15 protein-coding genes are annotated in these 19,069 nt (G+C 60.4%); 4 read left to right on the forward strand and 11 right to left on the reverse strand.

The window, feature by feature from the left end; translation table 11 throughout:
• Positions 1 to 103: 103 nt before the first annotated feature.
• The 3 genes from mapR to CKW17_RS03555 all read right to left on the reverse strand — a co-directional run bounded on the left by mapR (position 104) and on the right by CKW17_RS03555 (position 3,702).
• Positions 104 to 1,513: a GntR family transcriptional regulator MpaR gene (gene mapR / locus CKW17_RS03545; protein ID WP_034155962.1), complete on the reverse strand. Its 1,410-nt coding sequence runs from the start codon at positions 1,511 to 1,513 to the stop codon at positions 104 to 106.
• Positions 1,514 to 1,827: 314 nt separating this feature from the next.
• A complete protein-coding gene (ccoG, locus tag CKW17_RS03550; protein WP_095118729.1) occupies positions 1,828 to 3,258 on the reverse strand; it encodes a cytochrome c oxidase accessory protein CcoG in 1,431 nt (476 codons plus the stop codon).
• A 195-nt stretch (positions 3,259 to 3,453) separates the two neighbouring features.
• The gene (locus tag CKW17_RS03555) at positions 3,454 to 3,702 is read right to left on the reverse strand and encodes a DUF3203 family protein (RefSeq protein ID WP_064391076.1); all 249 of its coding nucleotides are present in this window, start codon (positions 3,700 to 3,702) and stop codon (positions 3,454 to 3,456) included.
• Positions 3,703 to 3,825: 123 nt separating this feature from the next.
• Here CKW17_RS03555 and CKW17_RS03560 point away from each other — a divergent pair, with 123 nt between their 5' ends.
• Positions 3,826 to 4,338 carry an MgtC/SapB family protein gene (locus CKW17_RS03560; protein WP_077572699.1) on the forward strand — a complete coding sequence of 171 codons (513 nt, stop codon included), beginning with the start codon at positions 3,826 to 3,828 and terminating at the stop codon, positions 4,336 to 4,338.
• 125 nt (positions 4,339 to 4,463) lie between these two features.
• Here CKW17_RS03560 and CKW17_RS30305 read toward each other — a convergent pair whose 3' ends face one another.
• Entirely contained in the window at positions 4,464 to 4,622 is a 159-nt protein-coding gene (locus CKW17_RS30305; protein ID WP_016985118.1) for a hypothetical protein, read from the reverse strand.
• Between the two features lie 217 nt (positions 4,623 to 4,839).
• On the opposite strand from CKW17_RS30305, the gene CKW17_RS03565 reads away from it, so the two are divergent.
• The 3 genes from CKW17_RS03565 (at position 4,840) to glgB (ending at position 12,560) form a co-directional block, all read left to right on the forward strand.
• On the forward strand, positions 4,840 to 6,837 hold the full coding sequence (locus CKW17_RS03565) for an alpha-1,4-glucan--maltose-1-phosphate maltosyltransferase (RefSeq protein ID WP_095118730.1): 1,998 nt from the start codon (positions 4,840 to 4,842) through the stop codon (positions 6,835 to 6,837).
• Between the two features lie 147 nt (positions 6,838 to 6,984).
• Positions 6,985 to 10,326, forward strand: a complete 3,342-nt coding sequence (gene treS, locus CKW17_RS03570; RefSeq protein ID WP_095118731.1) for a maltose alpha-D-glucosyltransferase — start codon at positions 6,985 to 6,987, stop codon at positions 10,324 to 10,326.
• Between the two features lie 2 nt (positions 10,327 to 10,328).
• On the forward strand, positions 10,329 to 12,560 hold the full coding sequence (gene glgB / locus CKW17_RS03575) for a 1,4-alpha-glucan branching protein GlgB (RefSeq protein ID WP_095118732.1): 2,232 nt from the start codon (positions 10,329 to 10,331) through the stop codon (positions 12,558 to 12,560).
• A 123-nt stretch (positions 12,561 to 12,683) separates the two neighbouring features.
• On the opposite strand, the gene CKW17_RS03580 is transcribed toward glgB, so the two are convergent.
• The 7 genes from CKW17_RS03580 to CKW17_RS03610 all read right to left on the reverse strand — a co-directional run bounded on the left by CKW17_RS03580 (position 12,684) and on the right by CKW17_RS03610 (position 19,069).
• Positions 12,684 to 13,751, reverse strand: a complete 1,068-nt coding sequence (locus CKW17_RS03580; protein ID WP_095118733.1) for an autotransporter outer membrane beta-barrel domain-containing protein — start codon at positions 13,749 to 13,751, stop codon at positions 12,684 to 12,686.
• 389 nt (positions 13,752 to 14,140) lie between these two features.
• A complete protein-coding gene (locus CKW17_RS03585) occupies positions 14,141 to 14,923 on the reverse strand; it encodes an endonuclease/exonuclease/phosphatase family protein (protein ID WP_038368981.1) in 783 nt (260 codons plus the stop codon).
• Positions 14,924 to 15,121: 198 nt separating this feature from the next.
• Complete coding sequence (locus CKW17_RS03590; protein WP_095118734.1) at positions 15,122 to 15,880, reverse strand: PIG-L deacetylase family protein; 759 nt, start codon at positions 15,878 to 15,880, stop codon at positions 15,122 to 15,124.
• A 156-nt stretch (positions 15,881 to 16,036) separates the two neighbouring features.
• Positions 16,037 to 16,723, reverse strand: a complete 687-nt coding sequence (locus CKW17_RS03595) for a glycosyltransferase family 2 protein (RefSeq protein WP_095118735.1) — start codon at positions 16,721 to 16,723, stop codon at positions 16,037 to 16,039.
• Entirely contained in the window at positions 16,720 to 17,319 is a 600-nt protein-coding gene (locus tag CKW17_RS03600; protein WP_095118736.1) for an SAM-dependent methyltransferase, read from the reverse strand. Before CKW17_RS03600 ends, CKW17_RS03595 begins: the two co-directional genes overlap by 4 nt.
• Positions 17,316 to 18,074 (reverse strand): PIG-L deacetylase family protein, encoded by a 759-nt coding sequence (locus CKW17_RS03605; protein WP_095118737.1) that lies wholly within the window; start codon positions 18,072 to 18,074, stop codon positions 17,316 to 17,318. The genes CKW17_RS03600 and CKW17_RS03605 overlap by 4 nt, the downstream gene beginning before the upstream one ends.
• Positions 18,071 to 19,069: an acyl-CoA dehydrogenase family protein gene (locus tag CKW17_RS03610; RefSeq protein ID WP_095118738.1), complete on the reverse strand. Its 999-nt coding sequence runs from the start codon at positions 19,067 to 19,069 to the stop codon at positions 18,071 to 18,073. Before CKW17_RS03610 ends, CKW17_RS03605 begins: the two co-directional genes overlap by 4 nt.

The following is a 19,069-nucleotide window of genomic DNA, read 5'->3' on the forward strand; positions in this document are numbered from 1 at the left end:
TTTTAATTCGGTTGAGTTGTTAATAGACAATTATATCGGGGGTCAAATTTATAGTACCAATGGTGGAAGAGCAAAGCCATGTTGAGCAAACAACAGCAGTTTTTCAAAACGACCGCACAATCCGCCCCAACGTCTCCATGGCCTTTTCCGAATCCTCAGTCCAAGGGCTGCCATAGTTCAACCGAATACAATTCCTGAAGCGCTGCGTCGGCGAGAAAATCGGCCCCGGCGCAATGCTGATGCCTTGCGCCAGTGCCATCTGAAACAACTTCAATGAATCCATCTGCGGCGGCAATTCCAGCCACAGGAAGTAACCACCTGCGGGTTGGCTGACCCGCGTCTGCGCCGGGAAATAACGGGCAATCGCGGCGAGCATCGCGCTTTGCTGTTCTTCCAGTGCGTAGCGCAGTTTCCGCAGATGCCGATCGTAGCCGCCGTGTTGCAGATAGTCGGCAATCGCCGCTTGCGCCGGCATCGAGGCGCACAGCGAGGTCATCAGTTTCAGCCGTTCGATTTTCTGCGCATAACGCCCGGCGGCGACCCAGCCGATGCGGTAACCGGGGGCCAGGCTTTTGGCGAACGAGCCGCAGTGCATCACCAGACCTTCGGTGTCGAAAGCCTTGGCCGGTTTTGGTGCCTGCTGGCCGTAATAGAGTTCGGCGTAGACATCGTCTTCGATCAGCGGCACCTGATGGCGACGCAGCAGTTCGACCAGTTCCTGTTTCTTCGCCTCGGGCATGGTTGCGCCCATCGGGTTCTGGAAACTGGTCATGCACCAGCAGGCCTTGATCGGGTGACGTTCAAGCGTCTGCGCGAGCACGCCGAGGTCGATGCCGTCGCGCGGGTGCACGGGGATTTCCACGGCTTTGAGCTTCAGCCGTTCCAGAACTTGCAGGCTGGCGTAGAACGCCGGGGCTTCGATGGCCACCAGATCGCCGGGTTCGGTGACGGCTTGCAGGCAAAGGTTCAGCGCTTCGAGGGCGCCGTTGGTGATCAGCAATTCTTCCATCGGTAGCATCAGGCCGCCGACCATGTAGCGCAGAGCGATTTGCCGGCGCAGTTGCGGATTGCCCGGCGACATGTCGGTGACGACCATGCGTGGGTCCATCTCGCGGGCAGCGCTGGCCAGCGAGCGCGACAGGCGTTGCAGCGGAAACAGCGTCGGGCTGGGGAATGCCGAGCCGAAGGGGATCGTGCTCGGGTCTTTGATCGAGTCGAGTACCGAGAACACCAGTTCGCTGACGTCGACTTCGGTGGAGTCGTTGACGTGGCTACTGATCACCGGCTCGGAAAACGGGCTCGGCGCGTGGGTGTTGACGAAGTAGCCGGAGCGCGGTCGGGCGCGGATGAGGCCGCGGCGCTCGAGCAGGTAATAGGCCTGGAACACCGTGGACGGGCTGACGCCGTAGGTCTGGCTGGCGTAGCGCACCGAAGGCACGCGCTGGCCGGGGCCGAGGACGCCGGAGCGGATCAGTTCAGCGATGTCGTCGGCGAATTTTTCGTAGCGTTTCATCGAGGAGCCTTGGTGCTGGTTGAATTATTGGGTGTCAGAGTGGGAAAAGCCCTCACCCTAGCCCTCTCCCAGAGGGAGAGGGGACTGATTGGGGGATGCTTGCTAAATACACCGACCTGAAAGTGTTTTGCTGAATCCGTAATCGACTCAGCCTGAAAGTGCTTTGCTGAATCCGTAATCGACTCGGCTTGATAGTGCTTTGCTGAATCCCTAATCGACTCGGTCTGTCAGGTCGATGTATAGCGACAGACACCTAGGTCGGCCCCCTCTACCCCCGGGAGAGGGCTGGGGTGAGGGGAAAAGATTCTAACGGCTCAACGATTCATCGGCGCCACAAACCTGCTCTTCGCCATGCTATAAATCTCAGGCTCATCGCTGTCGGCAATCTTGAAACTCAAGGTCTGCGAGCTGCTGGCCGGGCGTTCCGTGGTCATCGCCACCGACACCGGCACATCGACAATCTCACCCGGGGCCAGGCTCAGCTCGGTCTTGCCTTGCAGCTGGAAGCCATCGCCCTCCACCAGTGTCAGGTTGTAATCCTGGCGCTGCTGGGTCTTGTTGATGACTTTCAGGCTATAGATGTTTTCGATCTGGCCCTGACCGTTCTCGCGGAACAGCCCACGATCCTTGGTCACGTCCAGCGAGACCATCGGCCGCTCGATCAATGCCAATGCCAATGCGCCGATCATCGCCACCAGCACCACGGTGTAACCGATCAGGCGCGGGCGCAGCAGATGGGTTTTTCCACCCTGCAATTCGCGTTCGGAACTGTAGCGGATCAAACCGCGCGGGTAGTTCATTTTGTCCATGATCGAGTCACAGGCATCGATACACGCGGCGCAACCGATGCACTCCATCTGCAAGCCGTCGCGAATATCGATGCCAGTCGGGCAGACCTGCACGCACAACTGACAGTCGATGCAATCGCCCAGGCCGGTTTCCAGCGGTTTCACGTCGCGTTTACGCGGGCCACGGTTCTCGCCACGGGCCACGTCGTAGGAAATCGCCAGGGTGTCCTTGTCGAACATCACGCTCTGGAAGCGTGCATACGGGCACATGTGCATGCACACCGCCTCGCGCAGCCAACCGGCGTTGATGTAAGTCGCAGCGGTGAAGAACAGCACCCAGAACAGGCTGACACCGCCGATTTGCAGGGTCAGCAGTTCTTCGGCCAGTGGCCGGATCGGCGTGAAGTAACCAACGAAAGTCAGGCCAGTGAGCACGCTGATCGCCAGCCACAAGGTGTGTTTGGCCGCGCGCCGGGCGAGTTTGTTCAGGCTCCACGGCGCGGCTTGCAGTTTGATCCGCTGGTTGCGCTCGCCTTCGGTGATCTTCTCGCACCACATGAAGATCCATGTCCACGAACTCTGCGGGCAGGTGTAGCCGCACCAGACCCGGCCGGCGAACACGGTGATCGCGAACAGGCCGAACGCGGCGATGATCAGCAGCGCCGAGAGCAGGATGAAATCCTGCGGCCAGAACGTCGCGCCGAAGATGTGGAATTTGCTTTCGGAAAGGTCCCAGAGCACCGCCTGACGTCCACCCCAGTTCAGCCACACGGTGCCGAAAAACAACACGAACAGAAAACCCGCGCCGCTCATGCGCAGGGTGCGGAACAGGCCGGTGAAGCTGCGGGTGTGGATCTGGTTGTCGCTGGACTTGGCCGTCGCCTTCATTGGGCGTGCGGGCACACTTTTGATAGTAGGCGTTGCTTCTACGGTTCGGACGGGGATTTGTTCGCTCATGGTTATTCGCTCATCAGCCTCCATCAGGCCAGAGCACTATGAGCGTCGATCTGTTTGCATAACAGACTCAGGTATTTCAATAAAAAGCGGATCAGATGCGATTTTGCGCAACGCCTGCGACAACTTGAAGCAACCCGCAGGCAAAGGCGCAAACGCCTATCGCAGACGTTTGCGCGGGGTGTTGATCAGGGTCAGTCAAATCACCGAATCACTCTCGTCGGCTTTCAGGTGTTTGCGGCCGTCCTTGGCGCCTGCGACGGTCAAGGCGTCAGCTTCTTTTTCGCTGATGTAAACGCGCCGGCCTTCTATTTCCACGAACGACATGGATTTTTCGCTGTCCGTCATGACTTCCAGGGTGTCGCAAATGCGAATTTCCTCGCCATGTTCAACGGTGAAAAAACACACTTTTTGTTCGGGGTTGGATTCATCGACTCGAAGGGGCATGAGGGCAGTCCTTTTTTCAGGGGTGTCTGAACGGTTAGGGCGCACGTTTCGCCGATCGTTCTGCGCAACTGATTAATGGTCGCCGCTGTCCATCGTTTATAAACCCTTTGAAAGGACTGCCGGATGAACGCGTGGTGGCATGAAGTGTGGGAAACCCTGCAGGCGGAGTTCGCCGACGTTGGCGATGCTTCGCAATTGACGCGCATTACCGTGCGCCTGCTGATGGCGGCGATTCTGGGCGGCATTCTCGGGTTCGAGCGTGAGCACAAGGGCAAGGCTGCAGGGGTGCGCACGCATATGTTGGTGGCGCTGGGGGCGGCGTTGTTTGTACTGGTGCCGCAGACGTCCGGGGCCGAATCCGATGCGATGAGCCGCGTGGTGCAAGGGGTTATAGCCGGGATCGGCTTTCTCGGTGCCGGGACTATCCTGAAAAACAAGGAAGGCGATGAGGGCCATGTCAAAGGCCTGACCACGGCGGCCGGATTGTGGATGACGGCGGCCATTGGTGTCGCGGCGGGGTTGGGGAGGGAAGCGACGGCGCTGCTCAGTACCTTTCTCGCGCTGGGGATTTTCAGCGTGATGCCGCGCATCGTAAAACTCTTCGAAAAAGAAGAGGAGAAGACTGATGACCACTGACTGATCGTTGCCACGTTGATCGTTCCCACGCTCTGCGTGGGAATGCCTCAATGGACGCTCCGCGTCCGCTTTGGGACGCGGAGCGTCGCGGGCTGCATTCCCACGCGGAGCGTGGGAACGATCAGTTAGACGATCACCGGGGGCATCGTACTCGGCGGTTCTTCTTTCGGCGGCGGTGTGGTGCCGGGTGGTTCCTGCTCCGGAATCGGCTGCGGCTCGGTCTCGGGCAAAGTGGGTTTGTCGATGTTGGGATCAGGCGTTTCGGCCGGGATCGGGATGTTCATCTGATGACCTCCGTGTGGCACATGGCGTGAGAAGTGCTTAAGTGGATTGACCACCCTGCATGCAATTCGATCCGCTTTTCTGACACGGTAATTTCATCTGAACTTTTCCCGGCGCCGGTCGCTCGGAACCTAAGTGAGTTCATTTCGGGGCAGGTGCTTCGTTGTGAACACTGATCCGGCACAAGAGCGTCCTTGGGGCGTTAAGGAGAGATGCTCAATGACTGCTGAAAGACCTTCTGAACTGAGCTACAACCCGCACATGCCGCTGTCGCAGGCACTGCTGCTGCCGCGCATTGTCATCGAAAACACCATGCCGACTCTCGATGGCGGACAGTTCGCCGTGAAGTCGATTGCCGGGCGTGAAGTGGTGGTCACCAGTAAGGTGTTTGCCGACGGTCACGACAAACTCGCGGTGCGCATCCGCTGGCGCGAGGAAGGCGAAGAAGCCTGGCAAAGCGAGGTCATGACCGATCAGGGCAATAATGGCTGGCAAGGCCAGTTTCGCCCGGAACATCAAGGGCGCTTCCTGTATTGCATCGAAGCGTGGATCGACCACTTCGCCAGTTTTCAGTATGAACTGGAGAAGAAACACAACGCCGCCGTACCTGTTTCGCTTGAGTTGCAAGAAGGCCGAAGCATGGTGCAACAGGCCGCCGAACGCAGCGAAGGGCAGCTCAGCGAACAGCTCGCCGCGTTGCACCACGAATTGTCCGGGCTGCTCGAAACCGAGCAGGTCGCGCTGTTTCTGCACTCGCGCAGTGCGCAGTTGATGGCTGAAGCCGATCATCGCGCCTACTTGAGCGTCAGTCCCGAATTCCCCATGGACGTCGAGCGTGAGCTGGCCGAGTTCGCCAGTTGGTACGAACTGTTTCCCCGCTCGATCACCGACGATCCGCACCGCCACGGCACCTTTAATGACGTGCACGCGCGCTTGCCGATGATTCAGGACATGGGCTTCGACGTGCTGTACTTCACGCCGATCCACCCGATTGGCCGCGCCCATCGCAAGGGTCGCAACAATTCCCTGACCGCCGGCCCCGATGATCCCGGCAGCCCTTATGCCATCGGCAGTGAGGAGGGCGGTCACGAGGCGATCCACTCGCAACTCGGCACCCGCGAAGACTTCCGCCGACTGGTGGCGGCGGCCGCTGATCATGGGTTGGAAATCGCCCTCGACTTCGCCATTCAGTGTTCCCAGGATCACCCGTGGCTCAAACAGCATCCGGGCTGGTTCAACTGGCGCCCGGACGGCACGATCAAATACGCGGAGAACCCGCCGAAGAAATATCAGGACATCGTCAACGTCGACTTCTATGCGCCGGACGCGATTCCGAGCCTGTGGATCGAGTTGCGTGACATCGTCATCGGCTGGGTCGAGGAGGGCGTGAAGATCTTCCGCGTCGACAATCCACACACCAAACCGTTGCCGTTCTGGCAATGGCTGATCGCTGATGTACGGGCGCTGTATCCGGAAGTGATTTTTCTCGCCGAGGCCTTCACCACACCGGCAATGATGGCGCGGCTGGGCAAGGTCGGCTACACACAGAGCTACACCTACTTCACCTGGCGCAATAGCAAGTCTGAGCTGGCGACCTATTTCACCGAACTGAATGAATCGCCGTGGCGCGAATGCTACCGGCCGAATTTCTTCGTCAACACGCCCGATATCAACCCGGCGTTCCTGCACGAATCCGGGCGCCCGGGGTTTCTGATCCGTGCGGCGCTGGCGACCATGGGCTCGGGCCTGTGGGGCATGTATTCGGGGTTCGAGCTGTGCGAGTCGGCGCCGGTGCCGGGCAAAGAGGAATACCTCGACTCGGAGAAGTACGAGATCCGCGTCCGCGACTTCACAGCGCCCGGCAACATCATTGCCGAGATCGCCCAGCTCAACCGCATTCGTCGGCAGAACCCGGCGTTGCACACGCACTTGGGCCTGAAGATCTATAACGCGTGGAACGACAACATCCTGTATTTCGGCAAGCGCAGCTTTGACGGCAGCAATTTCATTCTGGTCGCAGTCAGCCTTGATCCGCACAACGTGCAGGAGGCGAATTTCGAACTGCCGCTGTGGGAAATGGGCCTGCCCGACGATGCGACGACCCACGGCGAAGACTTGATGAACGGGCATCGCTGGGACTGGCACGGCAAATACCAGTTCATGCGCCTGGACCCTGCGTACCAGCCGTTCGGCATCTGGCGAATCACCGCTACGTAATGATCGTTCCCACGCTCTGCGTGGGAATGCATCCCGGGACGCTCCGCGTCCCAGAAACTGACGCAGAGCGTCCATGGCGGCATTCCCACGCAGAGCGTGGGAACGATCATCGTGGGGCGCTTTTAAAGCATTCAGCAGGAGTTTCACATGGCGAAGAAACCCAAGGCAGCCACCTTCATCAAAGACCCGCTCTGGTACAAGGACGCGGTGATCTATCAAGTTCACGTCAAATCGTTTTTCGACTCCAACAATGACGGGATCGGCGACTTTCCCGGCCTGATCGCCAAACTCGATTACATCGCCGACCTCGGCGTCAATACCATCTGGCTGTTGCCGTTCTATCCCTCGCCACGCCGCGATGACGGCTACGACATCGCCGAATACCGTGGCGTGCACAGCGATTACGGGACCATGGCCGACGCCAAGCGCTTTATCGCCGAAGCGCACAAACGCGGCTTGCGGGTGATCACCGAGTTGGTCATCAACCACACCTCCGACCAGCACCCGTGGTTCCAGCGTGCGCGCAAGGCCAAGCCCGGCTCGGCGGCGCGGGACTTCTATGTGTGGTCGGATGACGATCAGAAATACGACGGTACGCGGATCATTTTCCTCGACACGGAAAAATCCAACTGGACCTGGGACCCGGTCGCCGGCCAGTACTTCTGGCACCGTTTCTATTCGCACCAACCGGATCTGAATTTCGACAACCCGCAAGTGATGAAAGCCGTGCTCTCGGTGATGCGTTACTGGCTGGACATGGGCATCGATGGTCTGCGTCTCGACGCCATTCCATACCTGATCGAGCGCGACGGCACCAACAACGAAAACCTGCCCGAGACCCACGACGTCCTCAAGCAGATCCGCGCCGAGATCGACGCCAATTACCCCGACCGCATGCTGCTCGCCGAAGCCAATCAATGGCCGGAAGATACTCAGCTGTACTTCGGTGATACCGATGCGGCGGGCCTTAACGGTGACGAATGCCACATGGCATTCCACTTCCCGCTGATGCCGCGCATGTACATGGCGCTGGCCCAGGAAGATCGCTTCCCGATCACCGATATTCTGCGCCAGACCCCGGAAATTCCTGCCAATTGCCAATGGGCGATTTTCCTGCGCAACCACGATGAGCTGACGCTGGAGATGGTCACCGACAAAGAACGTGACTATCTATGGAATTACTACGCCGCTGACCGCCGTGCGCGGATCAACCTCGGTATTCGTCGGCGTCTGGCGCCATTGATGGAGCGCGACCGCCGCCGCATCGAATTGCTCAACAGTCTGCTGCTGTCGATGCCAGGCACGCCGACCCTGTATTACGGCGACGAAATCGGCATGGGCGACAACATCTACCTCGGTGACCGCGACGGTGTGCGTACGCCAATGCAATGGTCGATCGACCGCAACGGCGGCTTCTCCCGCGCCGACCCGGCGAGTCTGGTACTGCCGCCGATCATGGACCCGCAGTACGGCTATCTGTCGGTCAACGTTGAGACCCAGTCCGGCGATCCGCATTCGCTGTTGAACTGGACCCGCCGGCTGCTCGCCGTGCGCAAACAGTCGAAGGCTTTCGGCCGTGGCACGTTAAAGATGCTCTCTCCGAACAACCGTCGCGTGCTGGCCTACACCCGCGAATTCACCGATGTCGACGGCAAACACGAAATCATTCTGTGCGTGGCCAACGTTTCGCGCAGTGCGCAAGCGGTGGAGCTGGATCTGTCGGCCTATGTCGGCATGGTGCCGGTGGAAATGCTCGGCGGTAATGCGTTCCCGCCGATTGGCCAGTTGAATTTCCTCCTGACCCTGGCGCCGTACGGTTTCTACTGGTTTGCACTGGCCGCGGAAAACCAGATGCCGAGCTGGCACGTGGAACCGGCGCAGAGCCTGCCGGACTTCACCACGCTGGTGTTGAAGAAACGCATGGAAGAACTGCTCGAAGCGCCGTCCCGCACGACGCTGGAGCAAAGCATTCTGCCGAGCTGGCTGCAAAATCGCCGCTGGTTCGCCGGCAAGGACGCGGCCATCGACAAGGTGCATCTGGCCTATGGCGTGCGTTTCGGCGATGCGCAGCATCCGGTGCTGCTCAGCGAGATCGAAGTCACCAGTGGCGGGCAGACCAGTCGCTATCAACTGCCGTTCGGCTTTATTGCCGAAGATCAGGTTGGCCCGGCGTTGCCGCAGCAATTGGCCTTGTCCCGTGTACGCCGTGTACGACAAGTCGGTCTGATCACCGACGCGTTCAGCCTCGAAGCGTTTATTCGTGCGGTGCTGCAAGGCATGCAGAACAACACGGTATTGGAGTCGAATGAGGGTGAAATCCGCTTCGCACCGACGCCGCATCTGGAAAAACTCGGCCTCGGTGCCGAGTCGGAAGTGCGATACCTGTCCGCCGAGCAATCGAACAGTTCGGTGGTAATCGGCAACAGCATGGTGCTCAAGCTGATACGTAAAGTCGCTTCTGGCGTACACCCGGAACTGGAGATGAGCGCTTACCTGACCGAGGCCGGATTTGCCAATATCTCTCCGCTGCTCGGCTCGGTGATCCGCCGCGATGGCAAGGGCGAAGACAATCTGCTGATGATCGCTCAGGGTTACTTGAGCAATCAGGGCGATGCCTGGGAATGGACGCAGAACAACCTCGAACGGGCGCTGCGTGATGAACTGGCCGACGCCATGTCCGAGCAGGAACAGCATTACAACGCCCTCGGTGAGCTGAAGGATTTTGCCGGCATGCTCGGCCAACGTCTGGGCGAAATGCACGAAGTACTCGCCGCACGCACCGACAATGCCGACTTCGCGCCGCAGGTGTCGACGGCCAAGGATATGCAGGCGACGGGCAAGGATGTTGTGGCCCAGGTCGAGCACGCCTTGAAACTGCTCAAGCAGCATCAGGGTGAACTCAGCGCAGCGGATCAGAAACTGGTCAAACGTCTGGTCGACGAGAAAAAAACCATCCTCGCCCACGTGCAGGATCTGGCGAAAAAAGCCGTCGGCGGTTTGCGCATTCGCGTCCATGGCGACCTGCATCTGGGCCAGGTGCTGGTGATCAAGGGCGATGCCTATCTGATCGACTTCGAGGGTGAACCGGCGCGGCCATTGAGCGAGCGGCGTGGCAAACACAGTCCGTACAAGGATGTCAGCGGCGTGCTGCGCTCCTTCGATTACGCGGCAGCGATGACCATCAACGTGCACAACGTTGACCACAGCGCTGAATCTGAAACCGCGCGGCGTCTGGTCGCCGAGCGTTATCTGCGTGAGGCCCGTGAGGCATTTGTTCAGGCATATCGCCGTGCGGCAGCTAGTCTTGATCATGCCTGGCAAGATCCTGAAGGTGCCGACGCCGCGCTGGCGTTGTTCGGACTGGAGAAGGCGGCCTATGAAGTGGCCTATGAAGCCGAAAATCGCCCCACGTGGCTGCCCGTGCCGTTGCACGGTTTGTACGGGTTATTGACGGGGCTTAAACCCTTTTCCGATCTTGGTGGAGAGTAGTCATGAGTTTCTCAAACAAGGAACAGGGTGTGGTCAAAGAAGCATTGCTGCCCTCGGCGAAAGATATCGATGCCTTGGTCCGCGCTGAACATCACGACCCTTTTTCCATTCTTGGCCCGCACGGCGATGGCGCTGGCGGGCAGTTCATTCGCGCTTATTTACCGGGTGCGTTGAGTGTCGTGGTGCTGGACAAGGACAGCGGCGAAGAACGCGGTCCACTGGAACAGACCGAAACACCGGGGCTGTTTGTCGGCCATTTCGATCAGGCGCGGCCGTACCAGTTGCGCACGCGCTGGGCCGGCGGCGAGCAAGTCGCCGAAGACCCGTATAGCTTCGGTCAATTGCTCGGTGAAATGGATTTGTATCTGTTCGCCGAGGGCAATCATCGCGACCTTAGTGCCTGCCTTGGCGCGCAGTTGAAAACCGTGGATGGCGTCGACGGCGTGCGTTTCGCCGTGTGGGCGCCGAATGCCCGACGCGTGTCAGTGGTTGGCGATTTCAACGTCTGGGATGGGCGTCGGCATCCAATGCGCCTGCGTCATCCATCCGGGGTCTGGGAGTTGTTCATCCCGCGCCTGCAAGCGGGGGAGTTGTACAAATACGAGATTCTCGGTGCCCACGGCATTCTGCCGCTCAAGGCCGACCCGATGGCGCTGGCCACCAGCCTGCCGCCGGATACCGCGTCAAAAGTCGCGGAACCCCTGCAAATCGACTGGCAGGATCAGGATTGGATGAGCAGCCGCCGTGACCGTCACAAGCATTCGGCGCCGCTGTCGATCTACGAACTGCACGCCGGTTCTTGGCAATGCGAGCTGGATGATCTCGGTGAAGTGGCGCGCCAGTACACCTGGCCGGAACTGGCTGAGCGGCTGATTCCCTACGTCAAGGAGCTGGGTTTTACCCATATCGAGCTGATGCCGATCATGGAACACCCATTCGGTGGCTCCTGGGGTTATCAGTTGCTCTCGCAATTTGCACCGAGCGCGCGCTATGGCTCGCCGGCGCAGTTTGCCGAATTCGTCGACGCCTGCCACCGCGCGGAGATCGGCGTGATCCTCGACTGGGTGCCGGCGCATTTCCCGACCGATACCCATGGTCTGGCGCAATTCGACGGCACCGCACTGTACGAGTACGGCAACCCGCTGGAAGGCTTTCACCAGGATTGGGACACGCTGATCTACAACCTCGGGCGCACCGAAGTGCACGGCTACATGCTTGCATCCGGCCTGCACTGGTTGAAGCATTTTCATGTCGATGGTTTGCGCGTCGATGCGGTGGCTTCGATGCTCTATCGCGACTATTCGCGCAAGGCCGGTGAATGGGTGCCGAACCGTCATGGCGGCCGGGAGAATCTGGAAGCCATCGACTTCCTCCGGCATTTGAACGACGTGGTCGAACTGGAAGCGCCCGGCGCACTGGTCATCGCTGAAGAATCAACCGCGTGGCCCGGTGTCAGCCAAAGTACGCAGCAGGGCGGCTTGGGCTTTGCCTATAAATGGAACATGGGCTGGATGCACGATTCGTTGCATTACATCCAGCAGGACCCGGTGTACCGCGCGCACCATCACAACGAGTTGAGTTTTGGCCTGGTCTACGCCTGGTCCGAGCGTTTCATCCTGCCGATCTCCCACGATGAAGTGGTGCACGGCAAGCATTCGCTGATCGACAAGATGCCGGGTGATCGCTGGCAGAAATTCGCCAACCTGCGCGCCTATCTGAGTTTCATGTGGACGCATCCGGGCAAAAAACTGTTGTTCATGGGCTGCGAGTTTGGCCAGTGGCGCGAGTGGAATCACGATCAGCAACTGGATTGGTACCTGCTGCAGTATTCCGAGCACAAAGGTGTGCAGAAACTGGTCGGCGATCTCAATCGCCTGTACCGCGAGCTGCCGGCGCTGCACGATCAGGACGACGCACCGCAAGGCTTCCAGTGGTTGATTGGTGATGATGCGATCAACAGCGTCTATGCCTGGCTGCGCTGGAGCAAGGAAGGTGAGCCAGTGTTGGTGGTGGCCAACTTCACGCCGGTGCCACGGCAGTCGTATCGTGTGGGTGTGCCGTTTGCCGGGCGCTGGACTGAGCTGCTTAATAGCGATGCCGACACCTATGCCGGTTCCAATTATGGCAATGGCGGCGGGGCGTTTACCGAGGAAGTGCCGAGTCATGGCCAGTCGTTGTCGCTGGAGCTGAACCTGCCGCCGTTGGCGGTGTTGATCCTCAGACCGGAAGGCTGATCCAGTACCGAGTTGCTGCCATCGCGAGCAGGCTCACTCCTACACTTGGAATGCGTTCCCCTTGTAGGAGTGAGCCTGCTCGCGATGGCGTCAGCACAAACACTTTCGCCGCCAAGCCAAACGCTACCAACGCATCCGCACCCCAAGGCTGCCAATGATCCCGTTCAAATCATTGTCATCGACATCACTGCTGTAATCCGCGCTCACATAAAGACTCACCGCTGGCGTCACCCGTGCCACCAGCCCCAGTCCCAACTCAACAGTGGAGGACTTGCGGCTGCTGCTGATCTTGTCGACCTGATCCAGCGTCACGGTATTGCCGGTGTAAACGGTGTGCCAGAGGTTGGTGCGCACATAGGGTTCGACCGGCAGGCCATTCAAATCGTAACTTCCTTTCAATCGTGCGCCGACGCGGCCGCTCCACGCCGTCAGATCGGAGGAAGAAGCATTGCCCGAGCCGGCGTACGGCGTGTCGAGGGTGATGCGTTGATTGATCAATTGCGCCTGCGGTTCGACCACCCAGTTATCACTCAAGCCAATCGGAAAACCGCCTTCGACCGAGAAGGTCATCGCACTGCCTTCTGTGGCTTGCCGCGCGCCTTGGCCGTTGCGACTGAAGCCGCTGACCCGGCCGCCGCTGGCGGATAAATCCACGTGCCAGCCCTGGGCGCCGATCAGGCTGTAATAAGCGCCAAGGCTTTGGCCTTGCAGATTGAGGGTGTCACTGTTCGGGTCGGCCAGGGCGCGGCTGGTAAGCGGACCATTGCCATTGGCCTGAATCTGATTGACGCCGCCGATCAGTCCGATTTTCTGGGTATGGCTACCACTTTGCAGAGTCAACACGGCCGGCCCTTTGAAGTCGCCACTGCCGGGCATCGCGTAGCCTGACGACAGCACATCGGTCTGCGCCTGCCGGGCGCTTCTGCCATACAACTCATCCCAGGCCGACGGTGCGAGGTCTTCGGTAATCAGGCGTGTGCCTTGCAGATCGGGCCGTGGGCTGAAGCGTTGCGGTCCGGGGGTGATGACGGTGCCGGGCAAGGTCATCACGGGGACATCCGCGCGATACCACGGGGTCGTTTCATCCGCTGCAGGACCGGCCTGCGCCTCCATGGATGAGCACAGCAAGATTGAACTCGACACTGTGCAGAAAGTGATTTTGATCTCGTGTGGGCTGATGGAAATTTTCATGGAGGTCTACCTTGCAGGCGCATGCATTCTCTCTGTGTGGCGTCTCTCCTACCCCGAACGAGGGGCGACCGAATGGAGCGGGGCGAACCGTGGCCGCTCGATTTCGCGAGTGTCCGAAGGCTCGTCCCGGGTAGTGATTCCGGGGGTAGTAAGGTAGAGATAAGAAGAGTCGCGCGCCCCCGTCAAGAAATTGAACGATGAGCGGTAGTGGCAAATCGGGCTTTGCAAGCGTTTGTTTTTCTGCACATAACTAAGTGGTTGTTTGTATGGAAGAACGCAGCGAAAGCCCCGACTCAGACGCGTTCAGTTACCGACAGATGGTCTGTCGGCAACGTTGAACCGCCGAATGAGTTGATCCATCGCGTCCTGCATTACTGTCACTATCGCGGCTACAGGTGCACTTCGACGGCCAGTGGCAGATGATCCGACAGATGTGTCCACGGCTTGTTGCCGAGGATCCGTGGGTCATGGCTGCTGGCATTGCGCAAATAGATCCGGTCCAGCCGCAGCAATGGAAACCGCGCCGGGTAGGTCTTCGCCGGGCGCCCGTGATGACGTTCGAAGGCTTCGTGCAGGTAGTCACGACGGGCGAGCGCGGCGTTGCCCTGTAGCTGCCAGTCGTTGAAGTCACCGGCGATGATCACCGGAGCGTCGTCGGGCAGGGATTCGAGCAACTGGCAGAGCAGTTGCAACTGCAATTGCCGATGGCTTTCGAGCAGACTCAAATGCACGCAGATCGCGTGGACCTCAGCGTGACCTGGCACGTCAAGCACACAGTGCAGCAGGCCCCGGCGTTCTGGGCCGGTGATGGACACATCGAGGTTGCGGTATTCACGGATCGGGTATTTCGACAGCAGCGCATTGCCGTGGTGGCCGTCGGGGTAGACGGCGTTGCGCCCATAAGCGAAGTCGCTCCACATGCTGTCGGCGAGAAACTCGTATTGCGAGGTTTGCGGCCATTCGTTGTAACGGCTCGAATGGCGTTCGTGTTCTCCCACTACTTCCTGTAGAAACACCAGGTCGGCCGAGGTGCTGCGCACCGCTTCACGCAGTTCCGGCAGAATGAAACGCCGATTGAGTGCGGTGAAACCCTTGTGGGTGTTGACCGTCAGCACCCTTAAACGATGGATGACGGGCGCGTCGACAACATGACGCTTGGGATCGCTGGACACGTTCACTCCTCTGGATTGCGGGCCGCTTATTCATGCGACTGATGGGGAGGGGCGGCAGTTCCTTCTGATCAACCCACAAAACCTTGTAGGAGTGAGCCTGCTCGCGATAGCGGTGGATCAATCAACATTTGCGCCAATGACACACCGCTATCGCGAGCAGGCTCACTCCTACAAAGAGCTCGGTAGTGTTGTAGAGATTCAGACAAACACGATTTCGTAGGGCAGCCGCATCCGCTCCAGGATCACCGGTGGCAGCATCGGCGCAATGCCGATCGCCGGTTCGCCGTTGAGCTGGCTGGCATAGGCGTGGGTGGCGTGGCTCTTGCGCGCCACGGTCCAGGTGTCGAGGCGTAGTTTGCGCGCGCGTTCCCAAGGGATCAGTTGCTGGTCGCGCTCGGGCCAGTGCCAGGCCCACACCGGTACATCATGAAAGGTCGCGCCGGCCTGTTCTGCCGCTTGCGCACTGGCCCGGCCCACCGCTTCATGGTCGTCGTTGCCATCGCCGCGCCAGGTGCTGAACACCACGTCGCCGGGGCGCAGGTAGCGGCTGATGAATTCGGTCACTTGCGCTTGCTGGTCGCACAGAGCGTTGTCGGTGAAGCCGCCACGCACCCATTTCAGGCTGTGCATCGGCAGGCCGAGGCGGCGCAGGGCTTCGACGCTTTCCTGCGGGCGGAATACGCTCAGGCGCTTTTCCGACCATTGTCGGGAACCCGGATGGCTGGCGCTGCCATCGGTGATGGAGAGCAATTGCAGCGGATGACCGAGGCTGGAGAGTAATTGCAGCAGGCCACCGCAGGTGACCACTTCATCGCCCGGATGCGGCGCGATGACCACGGCGCGGGCACCGTCGGGCACCAGACTGCGGGTATTGATGACGGGAATGTTGTCCAGTTGCGCGGCGCTGTTCCAGATTTGCGCCGGCGAACTGCTGTCGCTGAGGGTTAACGGTTTCATGATGTGACGTCCTTGTGTTGTTTTGCCCTCAGTCGTGTGCGTGGCAATGATTGCCAGTCACCGCCGACCCGTGAAGGCTGGTTGAATGCCCAGCGACGCTCCAAACCCTGGATTGCCGCGCAGCAGAGTATTGCTCATGAAGCGAAGTTCGTCGCGTCACAGATCAATCTGATCCGCTTTTTTTTGCTCCATCTGTGCCAGATTTCGCAGATAGTCACCAAAGCCACCGCGCGCACGACTGTCGAACCGCGCGCTGGTGAGCACTTGCGGGCGATGGCTCCAGGCGATGTTCGCGCCGTCGAGTTCCAGCTCCCGCACCAATTGCACATCCTCGTCGCAAGCCAGCGGTTTGAAGCCCCCGACCCAGCGATAGGCGTCGGCACTGATGCCCAGATTGGCGCCGTGGATATGCCGATGGCCATCGCAGGCACGGTAATGCCGGTGGTAGCGGATTTGCGCCGCTGCATCGAACGACTCGTGCCAGCGTTCGACCGTGACGGTACCGCATACCGCGTCGGCACCCAACCCCAGCTGTGCCACCAGCCAGTCGTCGGCCACGCGACTGTCGGCGTCCGAACAGGAGATCCAGCGTGCCCCGCGTTCCAGCAACAGCTGTGCGCCGGCCGCCCGGGCCTGGCCGACATTGCGTGCGTCGATGTGCAGGCTCAGCACCGGATAGCGGCTGACAATCTGCGCCGAGCGGTCGGTGCAACTGTCGAGCACCACCAACACTTCAACCTTTTCGCCAGCCAACAAACCGTGGCGGCTGGCGCGCATGGCCGCGCTCAGGCAGTCGTCGAGCAAGTCTTCTTCGTTGTGCGCCGGGATCAGAATGCCGATCATCGCAAGCCCTCCAATGCCGCCACCGAGCGCGGTTCGCGGCTCCACACTTCAAGAATGAAGTCCGCTTCCTGATGCAAAACCACTCGCGGCAGATGCAGTTTTTCGTGGATCAGGTCGTGCACCTGCCGCGCGTTCAGCGGGCAGCCGTCGATGGGCGGACGCCAGTGGCAGGCGAGGAACTGGCCATCCGCAGTCAGGCATTCACTGGCTCTGCGGATCACTTCTGTCAGATCTTCGCCATCGAGGTAGTAGCCGATCTCGCTAAATACGATCAGGTCGAATTTTTCCTCCGGCCAGTCGCCGGGAAGACGGTTTTGCCGCACTTCGGCGTGATCGAACAGGCTCAACCGTGTGCGCGCCAAAGTCACCGCCGCACTGGCCGTGTCACAGCACAGCAAGCGATCACAACGTGCGGCGAGTTCGGCGCTCAACTCGCCGTTGGCGCAGCCCGGTTCGAAGATGGCCCGATAGTGCGGACGCGGCAGGGCGGCGAGGGTGATCGCGCGTTTGCGCTGCTCGTACCAGCGCTCGCGGAAGGCCCAAGGGTCGTCGTTGTCGGCAAACAGGCCATCGAAATAGCGATCTTCGACACTCATAGAAACACCACTTCGAAGGGCTGTAAGAGGCGATCGAGCACATACGGCGCTAGCACCGGACCGAGTCCCGCGTCCGGATCGCCCTCCAGTTGACTGGCGAAGGCGTGCACCGCGTGGCGCTTGCGCGCGACTTGCGCCGGCGTCAGGAGAATCTTGCGTGCGCGTTGCCACGGTACGAAAGCGTCTTCCGGTGTCGCCCAGTGCCACGTCCACACCGGCAGTTCATGGCAGGTTGCCCCGACACGGCGCGCAGCTTCGGCACAGGCGCGGCCAACCGCTTCGTGGTCGCAATGGCCGTCCTCGCTCCACGTGGTGAACAGCACGTCGTCGGGACGCAGGTGACGCTCGATGAAATCGACCAGTTCGGCTTCCTGCGCCGCGACCTGAGTGTCGGTAAAACCGCCGCGCAGCCATTTCACCCGATGCATGGGCAAACCAAGTCGGCGCAGCGCTTCGGCGGATTCCTGTGGGCGCACCACGCTCAGTCGCTCCACCGGCCAACGAGTGGAACCGGGGTGACTGGCGCTGCCGTCGGTGACCGAAATCAATTGCACAGGCCGACCGGCAGCGGCGAGCAATTGCAGCAGGCCGCCACAACCGAGCACTTCGTCGTCCGGGTGCGGCGCAACAATCACCGCCCGCGCGCCCGGTGGCACCAGACTGAGGATGTCGATGCTGTCCAGCTCCGCCAGATGCCGCGAAGCCTGCCACTGATGCAGGCTGGTGCCCTGGCCGACAATCGGATTGGTTTTCATAGCGTCCATACCTCACTGGATTGCCCGGCGACCAATTGCCCGAGGGCGGCCAGATCCCGTTCGGCATGGCTTTGGCGCAAGAACACCGGCAGGTCGGCGCTGAGCCGGGCAAACTGCCGATCCTTGCAAAACGGCCCGGCGCCGAGGGCGCGACCGACCTCACGCATCACCTGTTCGGCAGATTGTTCGACCACTGCGCGGGCACGACGAGCGAGCAGTTCGGCGTGGTCCTCGGGATGTGCATCGATGTGCAGCGCGCTGAAACGCAACACATCCGCCGCCGCTTGCAAGGCACTGTCGACCGCGCCGAGATGGGCGAGGGCGTGGGGTTCCGGGCGTTGGCCACACTGGCTGCGCAACGCTTCGGCGATTTGCCGCGCGGCGCCGTACCAGCACGCAGCAATGCCGATCCCGCCTTGCCAGAAACCCGGGCGTTGCAGATAGTCGCCGGGGTTGCCGATGGCCTGCGCTTCGGCACCGTCAAACAACACTTCAACGCTGCCGGTGGCGGCCATGCCCACCGCTTGCCAGCCTTGCTCGGTGACGGTCACTCCCGGTTGGTCGAGGGCGACGGCGACCAGTTGTTGCTGATCGTCGCCATCCCATGCGGTCAGCAAGGCATGGCTGAGCACGGCGGCACCGGAACACCACGCTTTACGTCCATGCAGCGCCACCATGTGCCCGGCCGGACTGACTTTGACCCGTGCCTGCGGCGGTTCCGCCGCCCACATGCCCCACGTACTGCCCGGTGTCGGTGAACCGCCCAATTGCTCGATGATCGCCAGTGCGTCGGTATGGCCTTCGAACAATTTGCACAAACCCAGATCATGCCCGCCGACCTCGGCCAGCCGCTGAAAGCGTTCCAGCGTGTGGCCGCTACCCGGTAACGGCAACCGATCCAGCCCGGCTTCGACCAGCGCCCGCAAGCAATTGCCGAGGGCTACGGTGTGCGGATAGTCCGCTGGGCGTCGGGCGAGATAACTGTGCAGATCCAT

The organism is Pseudomonas sp. Irchel s3f10, from assembly GCF_900187515.1.
GTDB classification, from domain to species: Bacteria; Pseudomonadota; Gammaproteobacteria; order Pseudomonadales; family Pseudomonadaceae; genus Aquipseudomonas; species Aquipseudomonas tensinigenes.